Here is a 14,567-nt window from a genome sequence, read left to right as displayed (position 1 = left end):
TGGGTGATGACGGATTCGAACCGCCGACATTCTGCGTGTAAGGCAGACGCTCTACCAACTGAGCTAATCACCCTGAGTGAGGATACAACGAAGCACTGCTTCGTCCGAGCGCAAGAGAATTTACATTGTCGTAAATTCTGAAAACTACGCATCCAAACTAGGTATTACTGAAATCCTATAAATAGAATTTTCTAAAGCTTTTATTAACTAAAATAGTCACGCTCTAGTTAATATCGAAATACCTTAACGATAATTTCTACAACTCAAAACTTATTAATTAAAGCCCCTTGCTGTGGGTGTGTATTATATAGATTTACAACTGCCTGTCAAATACTATTTTATAAATATATCAAATAATTAAAAACAGGCTGCAAATATGGGTAAGAGTAGCGGTATCCGATTGTGATAAATAACCAAGATATTTTAAGCATGCTATTGTTTATTAAGGATAAATCTAATCCAGATATGCGAGTAACGTTGATTGTTAGAATTCACTATCAATAATCATTTATTAAGCGTTACCCATTGTTTGGTAGATAAAAGCTACTATACTACCTAACTATTGACATTCGATATCCATATTTTTTTACGTTGATTGGTGGAGGCGGTTATAGAAGCTTTAGCAGCTGAGCAGCACCTTGCATCGTGGTCTTGGGGTGATTTTGCAGGTTTAGGTCTTATATTACACATCATCTTGATGGTGGTAATGACTCTGCGTGTGGTCTCGGTACAGCGCAATATCGGGGTGGCAATTGCGTGGATAGCGGTTCTATACACGTTACCTGTGGTTGGCTTTATGTCCTATATTCTGGTCGGTGAGCCTATGATTGGCCGTCGTTATCGTAAGCGTGTGGATCAGGCAAGCCTACTGATGAATGATATGGCAGCACGTGAGCGTTTGGTGTTTGATCAAGGACAGGATTTGCTCCCGGTCAATTACCGCGGTGTCAGCCGTATTGGTACTCGCTGGACAGGGTTTGGGGTATTTGCTGGGCATCAAATGCAGTTATTAACTTCTTCCAGATCATTTTTTAATCGTCTTATCGATGATATCGACAATGCCAAGCGTACGATTCTTATAGAGTTCTACATTATTTACCCTAAGGGCCGAGTTATAGATGTGTTGCAGTCCTTGAGGGCTGCTGCTAAGCGCGGGGTAGAATGTCATATATTGATCGATAGTGTCGGAAGTTTTAGCTTTTTTAATAGCTCTGAGCATCGAGCATTAGAGCGGGCAGGAGTGTTTGTTCACCAGTCGTTACCAGTAGGATTATTTAAGACGCTGTTTAAGCGCTCTGATCTGCGCAATCATCGTAAAATCGTCGTGATTGATGAGCATATCGGTTATACCGGTAGTTTCAATCTGGTTGATCCGAAGTTTTTTAAACAAGACAAAGGTGTCGGACAGTGGATTGATGTAATGATGCGCAGTGTCAGTCAGCAACCGATTAGCATTGCCACGGCTATGGCCAAAGTCGTTATTACTGATATTGGTGCTGAAAATAATGACAATCTATATGCGCTGGACAAACGGGTGAACAGTTACACTCGTAAGCTATATGTATTGAATCCTACTATCAATGATATTAACAGCCGGATTCAAGTGCTCGTTGACGATTTAGATAATTATATACCTACTGTAGCAGGAGCGACCTCGATTGCGATACCGCAAATGCCAGTTGTTGATAATGTAATCGCTCAGCTAATACCCTCAGCGCCACAAGTGACCGCCCACGTTATTTATAATACCTTAGTAACTATTATTCACCGTGCTAACAAACGTATCCAAATTACCACGCCTTACTTTGTGCCAGATGAAGCTTTGTCAGGGGCGCTCGAAATAGCGGCGAAGCGCGGCGTCGATGTGACGTTAATTATTCCAGAAAAGGTCGATTCATTTCTAGTACAGCATGCTTCACAAGCTTATTATCAAGAACTGCTTGAAGCTGGCGTAAAGATTGCATTATTCCAAGGTGGACTATTACATACCAAAACGGTAGTCATTGATGACGACTACTGTCTTTTTGGTACAGTGAATATTGATATGCGTAGTTTTTATTTGAATATGGAAGTCAGTTTGGCAATTTATACGCCTGAAATGGTTGCTCAAATCGCTGACTGTCAAGATACTTATCTACAAAACTGTCGCTTTTTGAGTTTAGAAGAGTGGCGGCAGCGTCGTGATTCTGAACGCTTATTTGATAATGTAGTACGTCTGTTTAGCCCCTTGTTATAGTATTTATAATTATCTTATGACTTATGCATTACTTAATGATGTCATTAGTGATTTGTATTAAAAAGGATATGCTCATATTATGCTTGCCAAGTCTAATTCTACTGCAGCTAATGTCATTAAAACCTCCCTTGATTATATGGCGGAAGGCTATTGGCAAGACTTTGTAGCGAATCGTCCTATCGCAGGTGGTATTGCTTACGAGTTACAGTTGCATGAGTGTCAATTGGATGAATCGCTCGTTAGCTTACAGCGAGTAGATACGCTGATTTCACAGATACGTCGTGATATTGCAAAGTCCAAGGGTAGCTCTGGAGCTTTAGATGAAGTTACGCTATTAACAGACGATAGCTATCGTAATTTGCTGCTGTTCTTGGCTTTTTATGCAGGACGAGTATTAGCGAAGCTTTGGCAAAGTGAAGTGCATTGGTATGGTCAGTTTGAGCTACGTAAACACTATTCTGAGCTGCCATTGGTTGCAGATGACTTTTATCAACATATGGCGGTGGTATATGGTGATAAGTGTAAAGGTAATGCAAATGTTTTCTTCGCGTTAGAGCCTATAGGTTTGCGTCTGTTTGGTCATATTGATCGGCAGTTTCAGGCGGTACAAGGTAAGCAAATTGCCAGCGGACTTTATCAAGCAGTAAGCGCGCGACTACCGCAAAATACTAGTAATGCAACAGCTGAACCAAATTTAGAGCATCATTCTGAATCAGTAGGTATTAGACCCATATTGATTACTGATGAAACTTTTCAAAACCAACGGCTACCAGTCCAAGCTACCGAACACAGAGAAATTCCTGTTACCAAGCTAGTCGTAGCACAGCAAGCTAAGTCGTCAATAGTCGATGCAACAGCGAGCGTCAAACCTAAAATATCTGAAACGCCTATTAATCTCAGCGCGACTACCACCCAACTACAAACTGTTAAACACTCAAAGGCTTCTGTAACGCCAGAGATTTTTACGCAATTGCTTATAGAGTTAAAGGAGATTGAAGTAGCGCAAGATGCTGGCAACGATGATTACCTGCAAGCGTGTAAAATACTGGATCAGTTCGAGCGGCATATTGCGCGGCAAAACAAGCCACGTGACCAAATGCAGTTTTCAGAGCTGCATCAAACATCCCGTCAGCAGGCGTTAACTTTGCTACAAAACGCTAGTGCGCTCGGTAATACCGATGCAATGTTACGACTGGCCATGTATGAATTATTAGGCGAAGGGCTGATAACGGATACAGAAGCTAGCAAAGTAGCAGGTGTGGACTGGGTCAAGCAAGCTGCAAACGATAAAGATGTCCGCGCTCAACGCCTGCTTAGTAAAATGTACTATCAAGGCGTAGGAGTGTCACAAGATATTAATAGCGGTAAGTATTGGTTAGAGGAGGCCGCTAAAAATGGTCATGTAGAAGCAGCAGAGCTGGTGACCCAGTGGCAGGACGCGCAAGCATTAATAACGACTCAAAAACAAGAGCAGCATAGTATTAAACGTTATCAGCTCTTGATTGGAATAGTATTAGTTGGCGCGATATTATTAGTTGTATTTGTATGATAACGAAACATTAACTCGTAGACTTCACAAATATACTTTTAACTTTATATAGTTAGTTTAAAACAAAGCAGGGATAAGTATAACGGCACTTTCTTATTTTTGAGTATGAACATACTATATACTTTGTTTTGATATTAGAAATAATCGCAAGGTTTTGCTATCTAGTAGGTCAACTATATAAATTTTAAGCATTCGAGTCACTAAGTTGTATGGCTTTCCTACAATTTGCGGTAGAATTGACCAATTGTTGACTGCTTATTATGTGGTTTTGTCTATTATCAAACTGGGCTTCTTCATGCCATCATCTTCTGTACCACCATCTACTGAGTCTGAGTCATCATCGGCTGTCCGTACAGACTCTAATAATTATGCTATGAATCACTCTTTGCTACCTAAACGTGCAGCTCGCACGCCACCTTGGTATTATCGGCTTATTATTTCGTTGTTAAAGCCGTTATATCGTATACAGGTCTGGCGTCGTTCGAACAGCCGTGACAATTATCAGCAAGAAGTAGCACAGCGTTTTGGCAAGCAGTACCCGCCGCGTCCTGTATCTAACGCCAATAATGTTGGTCATAAAATAATCTGGTGTCATGCCGTCTCGTTAGGAGAGACCAATACGGTCGCGCCCTTGCTCGATGCCTTATTGGCGCAAGGTTATAGTATATGGCTAACCAATACTACGCAGACTGGTCATGCACGCGGTGCTAGTCGCTTCGCTGAGGAGATTGCGCAAGGTCGTATGAGTCACAGTTATGTGCCAGTAGACACGCCTGCAGTTATCGAGACGTTTTTAGCGCATGTACAACCAGTTGCTGCATTATTTGTAGAGACTGAGCTGTGGGCGAATATTCTAGCGACTTTATCGCAGAAGAATGTCCCTAGTATTCTCGTTAATGGACGGCTATCGGCAGCTTCTTTTACCCGTTATCAAAAGATAAGTGCAGTAAGCACCAGCATGATGCAAAACCTTAGTTTAATCATCGCGCAAGATAGCGAATCTGCTAAACGCTTTCGACAGTTGGGTGCAGATAGTGCTCAGATACGCGTTGCTGGCTCTCTTAAATGGGTCATCAATACGCCTAAAGCTGTCAATTCCAAAAACGCTACTGATTCCAAACTAGCGACTGACAAAGTCGAAGAAGAGCGCGCTATTACTGAGCTGTCGAATCTGTCTGATTCGCGGACTGATTCATTACATTATTCATTACCTAATTCGCAGTTTCTAGACCGTCCAGTTTGGATAGCGGCGAGTACTCATAGCGGTGAAGAAACTACGGCCTTAACATTGCAACAGCAACTGTTAGATACACCTGAGCTTACTGAAACACTACTCATCATTGTGCCCAGACATCCTGAACGCTTTGATGAAGTGGCTGAATTGATTAGCAAGTCAGGTTTGCAGATGGCACGGCGTAGTAAGGACGAAGCTGTCACTACACAAACGCAAGTTTATCTAGCCGATAGTATGGGTGAGCTGATGCATTGGTATGCACAAGCAGATGTAGCGCTCGTCGGTGGCTCTCTAGTTGATATAGGTGGTCATAATCCAGTTGAGCCTATGAGTGTAGGTAAGCCGGTACTCATGGGACAATATACCCAGTCTTGCCAAAGCGTCGTAGATAAGCTGGCAAGTGTTGGTGCTTTATATCAGCCTAATAATCCCTTTTATAAAGCGCTTGGCAGTAATGAGCATTCAATAAACGAATCCAAAAATGATATTGAATTGATATATCAGCAGTTAAAGTTTTGGCTGAGTCATCCAGAATCTGCTAAGCAAGCAGGGCAGGCAGGCGCGCAACTAACCGTCCAACAGCAAGCAGTCTTGACTCGTCAACTGGCAATGATAGAAGAAACGATTGAGTAGTTTACTAGGGTTTGTCCTCATTTTTATTACCATTATCAAAATGAGGACACGCCCTAATGCTTGACGTTAATTCTGCTCACGGTTATTACTTGATTGTTTTTAGCTTATTGTGATTAGTTCATTATTAATTTCAATCACTCCATTCTAATTGGCGCTCACTCTTATTTTTATTAAGCGATATGCTGTATGAATTGTATTTTGTTACCCACCTCTAATATTGCGCAGCCTTATGCGCAAATTACTGCTTCCGCACAAATCATCCATGTCAATAAAGTATTGAACTTACAAGTTGGTGATACGCTTAAAATCGGCGAGCTTGGCGGCAATCTTGGCACAGCCATCATTGATAGCATTGCGTCTGACAATATACGACTACGTGAGGTGCAGCTTGATACTGCGCCACCAGCTAAGTTAGATGTTACTGTGATTTTGGCATTACCGCGTCCCAAAGTACTACGCCGCTTGATTATGGACATGACGGCACTGGGTGTTCGCGATATCGTCCTAATCAACAGTTACCGTACCCAAAAAAGCTACTGGCAAAGTCCGTTGCTTACGCGACTTGATGAGTTTGTATTGGAAGGTCTGCAACAAGGGGTCGATACGATAGCGCCGCGCATTACTTTACAAAAACGCTTTAAGCCGTTTGTGGAAGATCAGCTGGCTAGCTTAATTACCCATAATGCCATAGTCGCACACCCTTATGGTGAGCAGTCATTCTCACAGTATTTACAGCAGCTATCTTATGAGTCGCTATCGTCTTCTACCAAGACTACTTTGCCAAGTGTGGTTTGCATCGGCGCTGAAGGTGGCTGGATTGATTATGAGATTGAACTGTTTCATGAACAGGGCTGTGAGGCGGTACATATAGGCTCAAGAATTTTGCGTACAGAGGCAGCTGTCAATGTGATTTTAGGACAATGGCTAATACAGAATAATCAAGATTAAGCTGTCTGAACATGAGGTATAACTTGTCTCTTATTGAGATTATTATCAGGAAAAATAAATGTATTGATAATTAATCTCATTTCGATTAGTATGTTGCTTCTAGTTTTTTCATTAATTAATTAGCATTTTGATGGCTTAAATGCCTAATTAATCGCTCATCATATAACGCTATCTCACCTATCTGTCGTACTACTATGGAGAAGACCATGTCATTGAACGCGGTTGCTGAACGCCTATCGTTGACTCGCCCTGTTAAGGCCACTTTATCTGTTGCTGTCTTTAGCATGATGATGGGTCTAGTGGGCTGTAATAATGCATCTACCCCGGCTGAAAATGCGGACGTAGAATCGCAAACGCCAGCAACTGAAGAGTCAAGTAATGATGATACAGCAGCGACTTCAGAAAATGATCAAGTGGTCACGATTTATTCGTCACGTAATGAGCAACTTATCAAGCCGTTACTAGATAAATATACCGAAAAAACTGGCGTGAAAATCGAGTTAGTTACTGATAAGACGGGTCCATTAATGGCGCGCTTACAAGCTGAAGGTCAGAACACACCTGCAGACATGTTATTGACTGTTGATGCTGGTAACTTATGGCAAGCAGCGCAGCAAGGGCTACTGCAACCAGTCGCTTCTACCGTACTTGAAAGTAATGTACCTGCCAAATATCGTGATCCAAAAGGTCAATGGACAGGTCTGTCATTACGTGCGCGTACGATGTTCTATGATCCAAGCAAAGTAGATGCCGATCAGCTATCTACTTATGCAGATCTTGCAGATCCAAAGTGGAAAGGCAAGCTTTGCTTACGTACCTCGAACGCAGTATATAATCAGTCTCTCGTTGCTAGTATGATAGAAAACTTAGGCGCTGAAAAAACTGAAGAGATTGTTCGCGGCTGGGTAGCTAATTTAGCCACTGACGTGTTTAGTAATGATACCAGTATGTTAGAAGCTATTGCGGCAGGACAGTGTGAAGTCGGAATTGCCAATAGTTATTATTATGGTCGACTGCTCGATGAAAAACCTAACTTCCCTGTGAAGATATTTTGGGCGAACCAAGATACGACGGGTACACATGTGAATATTTCTGGTGCCGGTGTGATAACGAATTCAGACAATCCAGATGGTGCGCTCAAATTGATGGAGTGGCTATCTTCTGATGAAGCCCAAGGTATTTATGCCAGCTCTGATAAAGAATATCCTGTAAAAGAAGGAATTGATGAGTCAGATATGCTTAGATCTTGGGGTACATTTAAGCAAGACGGTATCAACGTCCAAAGATTTGGCGAACTGCAAACGCAAGCAATCCAAATGATGGATAAAGTGGGTTATAAATAATCTGTTATAAAGTAGTTTAATCTCTATGCGTCTGACAGGGTAATATTTGTATTATGACAATGACAAAAGCGTCTGCTAATAAAGACAATACTGTCAAAGATAGCCCTGTCAATGACAATGGCGTTGCCCGCCAAGAGCGTATAGTTGCCAAGCGTATTTTTTCGAAATCAGTCTTAGGGCTGATTTCGTTGTTTATGCTGATACCGATTTTAGTTGTCCTCTTTGCATGGACGCAGCCAGTAGCAGATATTTGGACGCACATGCGCGAGTATGTGCTGCCGCAAGTCCTCAAAAACACCGTTATTTTATTGCTGATGGTAACAGTCATTGCTGGTAGTATTGGTACGGCATTGGCATGGATAACCAGCATGTACCGCTTCCCAGGACAGCGGTTTTTTTCGTGGGCGCTGATGTTGCCGCTGGCGATGCCTGCCTATGTATTGGCATTTGTTACGGTAGGGATTGTTGATTTTAGTGGACCGCTACAGACTGGTCTACGTGATTTGGGCATTAGCACGGCAATACCTTCAGTACGTAATGTCTGGGGTGCAGGGCTGATACTGTCATTAGCGTTTTATCCTTATGTATATCTGCTGGCAAGACAAGCTTTTTTATCTCAAGGTCGGCGTGCTATTGAAGCAGGTCAAATGCTTGGGCTTAGCCGCAGTCGAGTGCTATTTCGTTTAGCACTACCGCAAGCTCTGCCTTGGATCATCGGTGGTTTGTTGCTAGCAACCATGGAGACTCTGGCAGATTTTGGTGCCGTCTCGGTATTTAACGTCGATACTTTTACCACTGCTATTTATAAAGCATGGTTTGGATTTTTCAGTCTAACGACTGCTGCGCAATTGGCCGCCTTACTTATCGGTGTCGTATTCATTGTGGTATTGTTTGAGCAGTATTGGCAAGCAAGGCGTGGCAACGCGGTCACACAAGGAAGCAATCGCCGCCTTGAGGCCAGTACGCCTGCGAAACTTGCGATGACACTACTGTGTACGATAGTCTTTCTTATTGCCTTTCTCGTACCATTTTTACAGTTGTTCTATTGGACGGCGATGAATTTTCGCCAAGATTTCGATGCGCGTTATATTGATTTTGTGACCAATAGCTTAATGATTGCCAGTATGACTACACTGCTTATTGCCTTTCTTGCCATCATTATTGCGTGGATTAAGCGTCAATATTCTGATAAAACAACGAAGCTCATGATTACGTTGGCTAATTTGGGCTATGTAGTACCTGGCACAGTGCTCGCTGTGGGTGTTTTTATTCCTATAGCATGGCTTGATAATCAGTTAATCGCCTTTGGAATTACCTCAAAGCAGGTGCTATCAGGTAGTGTCATTGTTATGTTGCTGGCGCTCTCAACCCGCTTTATGACCGTGAGCTTCCAGCCTATCGAACGTCAGCTGCAGCGTTTAACTGTTAACCAAGAAGCTGCTGCAAAACTACTCAGTGATAGCCCGTTACAGCGTTGGTATCAGGTTGTACTGCCTGTACTTAAGCCTGGTATGCTGACTGCTTTATTGATGGGTTTTGTTGAAGTAATGAAAGAAATGCCAATTACGCTCATGACGCGGCGGCAAGGTTGGGATACGCTGGCCGTACGAGTGTTTGAGATGACTAGTGAAGGGATGTGGGCAAGGGCAGCGTTACCAAGCTTACTTATCGTACTGGTTGGATTGTTTCCAGTCTGGATATTACTGCGTCAAAGTGATAAAAACAGTTAGGGTAGTCGATACACTTTAAAACTGCTACATCATTGTCAAAACTGCTACATCGTCATTCTGATTTAAAGTACTATATATATAGCGACACTCAATTATCATTATTTATAATTCATCTTTGTTTTTATCGCATTAATCATTCTATCGCTCATTGGTAACACCTATGCATACTGACCTTATTAAAGACTCAGCAGACCAAATGGCTCAATCTAAGCTCAAATCTACTGATACGAAAGTTGCGCTTGGAGATATCAAGCAAGCCTCTACATGCGCTGTCATTATGCCGCAGTCTATGCAACACGAATCAGCTGGTGCTGATAAACCTTATTTGAGTGTCAAAGATTTAGTAGTCGGTTATGATGATATGATCATCGTTGATGGATTATCGCTAAATCTACAGCAAGGTGAAATTGGTTGTTTCTTAGGGTACAGTGGTTGTGGTAAAACCACAGCATTACGTGCTATCGCAGGGTTAGAGCCTACACGTCGAGGCACTATTAGTTTAAATGGTCATCGTCTAACAGAACAGACAGCGCGCACCTCTTTTGCTGTTGCACCTGCCAAACGCGGCATGGGTATGGTGTTTCAAGATTATGCATTATTTGGGCATCTAAGCGTGGCGAAGAACATCGCTTTTGGTCTCAATAAATGGTCAGCTGCCGACAAAAAAGCGCGAGTGGCTGAGATGCTAAACCTCGTTGAACTAACTGAGCATGCAAACAAGCGTCCATCTGAAATCTCAGGTGGCCAACAGCAGCGGGTTGCGCTAGCACGAGCGTTGGCACCTAAGCCTGAATTATTGTTACTCGATGAGCCATTTTCTAACCTTGACGTAGTACTGCGCGAATCACTTGCTATGAGTGTACGTGATATTCTTAAACGTACAAATACGACAGCAATATTGGTCACCCATGATCAAAACGAAGCCTTTGCCATCGCAGATAAAGTGGGCGTTATGCATAGAGGCGAGCTGGTGCAATGGGCAACGCCAAGTGAGCTATACCACGAGCCAATCAGTCCGTTTGTTGCCGAGTTCGTTGGTGAAGGGGCTATGATAGACGGTATTATTAAAGAGGGGCATGTTGAGACGGCGCTTGGCGATATCTATCGGCGAATGGAAGTCTATGATAAGTCCGGCCAGCCGCAGTACTGTGAGTATGATTATCCTAATGGCACACCGATTAAAGTTTTGGTCCGTCCCGATGATATCATTCATGATGATGATAGTACGCAGACTGCTTTGGTAGTAGGGCGTGTGTTTCGCGGTGCCAACTATCTATATCGTTTACAACTTGATGATGGACAGACGGTTTTATCCTTAGTCGCCAGCCATCATAATCATGAGATTGGATCGCATATTGGTATTTTGCCCTTACTCGAACACGTGGTCGTGTTCGATGAAAAAGAGATCAATGCCACGACTTGGTCAGAATACGATAGATCATCAAGAGTTGAAGAGACGAGGTAGTAATCGACATTTTAATGCAAGAAGATGACTGTTATTAAAATGGCCGTAATGAAACGATTGCAGTGAGACAGTCTTTTATAATTAAGTTTGACGAGTCGCCATGATATGTAAATAACGGCCAAGCCATTTATAAGGTTCTTGTTGCGAGTAGCGTAACTCCATTCGAATGACCGCTTCAGGGTCATTATGCCCACCGCGCTTTAATGGTGCATAATCATGAAATACGCGCAAACCGCTCTCTAATATAATTTGATAATGATGCTGTTGTAGCCACGACGCAACTTCTTGTTTGGCAACTGGATAATTGGGCGTCAAACTCTTGTTGTTGTCAGCTTGATAATCAGCTTTATCAAGTAAGGTATCGAGCAAATTAAAATTACCCATGATTAAGTTGCGGTAGTCAAAGCTCGCAGGATTATAAAAACATAATGACAGTACGCCCTCATCATCAAGCTGATTATCAAAGAAACTCATCACTGCCGCAGGGTCTGCTAGCCACTCAAGTAAGGCATGACACAGTATCAAATCAAACTTACCCGCATCATCTTTAGCCAGTTTAGCTTCAAGCTCTTGGTATGGGCAGACGTGCCAAGTAATATCAGGGTTTGTACCCTCCTGTTCGGCACTCACTTTTGCTTTTTCAAGCATATTAGCTGATATATCATTGATGACAACTGTATGACCTTGCACCGCGAGTTCTATTGCAATCTGTGCCAGCCCTGCGCCCACATCCAAGATACGTAATGGTCGTCCTAGCGTTTGACTTAGCTGTTCGACGTAGCCAAAGATATCGCGACGTAAAACAGCCAATCGAATGTCGCCTTTTAAACCACCATAGACCTTTTTTTCAAAGTGATCGGCAATGGCGTCAAAGCTACGGTCGCTACGTTCGGTTTCTAGTGCTATCAATTGGTTTTCATTATTTATCATTAAGTTTAAATCTGCTATTTATTTTATGGGAAGCGGTATTTTTACTAATATGGTTGAAGGTTTACCTCTACCGTCGTCTATTGATCACCCATTTGAATACCAGCTTAGCTAAGGTAATAACGACAAATACTACTACGATAAATACCCAAATGCCGTTGCCTTTTAGATTGTCTTGGTAAGCTTGCGCTAAGTAGCCGGACAGTATCATCGCAATTAGTAGTGAGCCCCAACGCACAAAGGGCAAGGCGCGGTTGTTATGGTTGGGGAAACTGACGGCATAATCGCTAGAAAAGCTGTACAGTACCATAGCCAAAATCCAGACGATAACAAGAATAATATCCATAACGATAAATGCCTATTTAGTAGTTGCTGATACAAAAAGTTGTGAAAAGTATTTAGGATGTGAGGGAGTAGTGTAGCGAGTAGAAATTTTTTGTCTACAATAACCGAAAATTCCTTCTATCAAATATGTGTTTTGAACATGTACGTATATTAGATGTAGCACTCAAATGACAGACGATTACACGGTTTTCAGTAGCTTTTCATAACCGTTTGCGGTATAACCAATAAGGTATAAGAGTTAATAATAGTTAAGTTATCACTACCAAAAAGCCTATTATAAAGGGGCTTTTGACCGACTGCCAAGGACGTTCGGCGGTTTCATTTTATTACTGCTAAGGATAGCAAACATGACCCATTCTCAATCTAATAACAACATAGATGGCAATCAAAAAAATACTGCCTCTGTCTATACCCCTCAAACATACGCCATTACTACCTCAACTAAACCCACCATGTTACGTTGCACGCTATCAGTTGCAGTGGCAAGTAGCCTGCTATTACTAGCGGGTTGTGGAGATGATGATAACGATCAAATAATCACAGCTTATCCCACGTCCGTTCAGTCTGTTAGTGCGTTTGATAAAACTCAAATAGATAATAGATTTGGTCTGGGAAATACTGCAACACCTGCTGCGAAATGCGATATCAAAATAGAAAAGGTCAGTTATCCGACTAAGGGTGCTGCTGGCGAGCGCACTAATGCAACTGCTGCATTGATGTTACCCAGTGGTGATAGCGCTGACTGTCAAGGTGATCGACCTATATTGCTCTATGCTCATGGCACCACTACTGAAAAGGTCTATGACTTTAGTCAAGTGGGCAATCCGCAAAATCCTGCTGGCTCAGAGGCAACACTCATAGCAGCGAATTTCGCCGCCCAAGGTTATATCGTCGTCGCACCTAACTATGCTGGTTATGACGACTCTGATCTTGGCTATCATCCTTATCTAGTCGCCGATCAACAATCCACTGATATGGTCGATGCCTTAGATAGTGCGCGCTTAATTATCGATAGGCAACAGCACGCTAATAATACCAAGTACACTAATATCGATGATTCTGGTAAATTGTTTATTAGTGGTTATTCGCAAGGTGGCTATGTGGCAATGGCAACGGCAAGGCTATTAGAGCAGCAAGGTAAGCCAGTAACAGCGATAGCACCCTCATCAGGTCCTTATGCGTTAGCTGCTTTTGGTGACTCTATATTCTCAGGAAATGTCAATATCGGAGCTACTAGGTTTGCGCCGTTATTGGCAACTGGTCTGCAGAAAAAGTATAAAAACATCTATAGAAACACCACGGATATTTTTACGACCAACTATTCCAATACTCAGCTACCAAGCTTGTTAAGCTTTGGAGAGCTAGTAGCCGCTAACAAGCTACCGGATAACGCATTGTTTGAAAATAATCCTCAAAACAACCCTACACTTGATATGCTACCGCTACCCACCGTTCCTTTTGCGTTCTTAGGGTTTGCGGATGATAACTATCTTATCAAAACAGATTTTCGCACTACTTATGTAGCTGATGCGCTACAAAACCCTGATAGTCTGTTGGCTGAAACGGGTGTACTTCCAGCCGCTAATCCGCAAAACAATTTGCGTAAAGCTCTGAAAGCTAATGATCTACGCGGTTATATCCCTAAAATGCCAACGCTTATATGTGGTGGTAATTCAGACCCAACTGTATATTATGATCTAAATACCGGTTCGATGACCGCCATATTGCAGCAAGCAGGTGCGGCTCCAGCCTCTAATCTTAATATCACGGTCTTGGATGTGGATGTAAGAAATAATCGAGGAGCAGTGACTCCGATTGGTAGTGCTATGAGCAACCCGTGGATGTCAACGACAGCAATAGATAATATCCAAAGTAGGTTTACTACTACTTTGACAGCAGTCCAGAATAAAGCTGTTTCAGACGCTCAACAAGCAGGCGTAACTGACCCTACATTATTAGCACAAGCCGCAGGCGCTGCGATATTAGCCAGCTATCATGGCGGTCTAGTCAGTACCTCTTGTACTCAAGCCGCGCGTGAGTTCTTTGACCAAAGCTTTACAGCGTTATAAGAATTCTTAAGCTCAATCATTTAGATAGCTTATAAATTTGGAAGAACTGCATCTTGAGAGGTGCAGTTTTTTAATGGATAAATCATTA

10 protein-coding genes and 1 tRNA gene are annotated in these 14,567 nt (G+C 42.5%); 8 read left to right on the top strand and 3 right to left on the bottom strand.

All coding sequences use genetic code 11. From position 1 onward, the window contains the following. Window positions 1-73: transfer RNA gene (locus AAEY87_RS07420), tRNA-Val, on the bottom strand. Window positions 74-598: 525 nt separating this feature from the next. On the opposite strand from AAEY87_RS07420, the gene AAEY87_RS07415 reads away from it, so the two are divergent. The 7 genes from AAEY87_RS07415 to AAEY87_RS07385 all read left to right on the top strand — a co-directional run bounded on the left by AAEY87_RS07415 (window position 599) and on the right by AAEY87_RS07385 (window position 11,138). After that, entirely contained in the window at window positions 599-2,236 is a 1,638-nt protein-coding gene (locus AAEY87_RS07415) for a cardiolipin synthase (protein ID WP_350656590.1), read from the top strand. 79 nt (window positions 2,237-2,315) lie between these two features. Continuing rightward, entirely contained in the window at window positions 2,316-3,785 is a 1,470-nt protein-coding gene (locus AAEY87_RS07410; RefSeq protein WP_350656589.1) for a tetratricopeptide repeat protein, read from the top strand. Window positions 3,786-4,080: 295 nt separating this feature from the next. Further along, a complete protein-coding gene (locus AAEY87_RS07405) occupies window positions 4,081-5,652 on the top strand; it encodes a 3-deoxy-D-manno-octulosonic acid transferase (protein ID WP_350656588.1) in 1,572 nt (523 codons plus the stop codon). Between the two features lie 186 nt (window positions 5,653-5,838). Next, a complete protein-coding gene (locus AAEY87_RS07400) occupies window positions 5,839-6,600 on the top strand; it encodes a 16S rRNA (uracil(1498)-N(3))-methyltransferase (protein ID WP_350656587.1) in 762 nt (253 codons plus the stop codon). Window positions 6,601-6,806: 206 nt separating this feature from the next. Beyond that, on the top strand, window positions 6,807-7,943 hold the full coding sequence (locus AAEY87_RS07395; protein WP_350656586.1) for an extracellular solute-binding protein: 1,137 nt from the start codon (window positions 6,807-6,809) through the stop codon (window positions 7,941-7,943). A 53-nt stretch (window positions 7,944-7,996) separates the two neighbouring features. Further along, window positions 7,997-9,673 (top strand): ABC transporter permease, encoded by a 1,677-nt coding sequence (locus AAEY87_RS07390; protein WP_502945456.1) that lies wholly within the window; start codon window positions 7,997-7,999, stop codon window positions 9,671-9,673. A 277-nt stretch (window positions 9,674-9,950) separates the two neighbouring features. Then, the gene (locus tag AAEY87_RS07385) at window positions 9,951-11,138 is read left to right on the top strand and encodes an ABC transporter ATP-binding protein (protein ID WP_502945457.1); all 1,188 of its coding nucleotides are present in this window, start codon (window positions 9,951-9,953) and stop codon (window positions 11,136-11,138) included. Window positions 11,139-11,219: 81 nt separating this feature from the next. Here AAEY87_RS07385 and AAEY87_RS07380 read toward each other — a convergent pair whose 3' ends face one another. Then, window positions 11,220-12,068, bottom strand: coding sequence for a methyltransferase domain-containing protein (locus AAEY87_RS07380; RefSeq protein ID WP_068328272.1), 849 nt, complete (start codon window positions 12,066-12,068; stop codon window positions 11,220-11,222). A 67-nt stretch (window positions 12,069-12,135) separates the two neighbouring features. Next, entirely contained in the window at window positions 12,136-12,411 is a 276-nt protein-coding gene (locus tag AAEY87_RS07375; protein WP_068036394.1) for a hypothetical protein, read from the bottom strand. Window positions 12,412-12,757: 346 nt separating this feature from the next. Between AAEY87_RS07375 and AAEY87_RS07370 the strand changes: the two genes are divergently transcribed. After that, on the top strand, window positions 12,758-14,479 hold the full coding sequence (locus AAEY87_RS07370; protein WP_350656584.1) for an alpha/beta hydrolase family protein: 1,722 nt from the start codon (window positions 12,758-12,760) through the stop codon (window positions 14,477-14,479). Window positions 14,480-14,567: the final 88 nt, after the last annotated feature.

The organism is Psychrobacter sp. S1-30-MNA-CIBAN-0213, from assembly GCF_040309845.1.
Lineage (GTDB): Bacteria > Pseudomonadota > Gammaproteobacteria > Pseudomonadales > Moraxellaceae > Psychrobacter.
The sequence above is the reverse complement of the archived record's forward strand: the minus strand, read 5'-3'. Positions and strand labels throughout refer to the sequence as shown.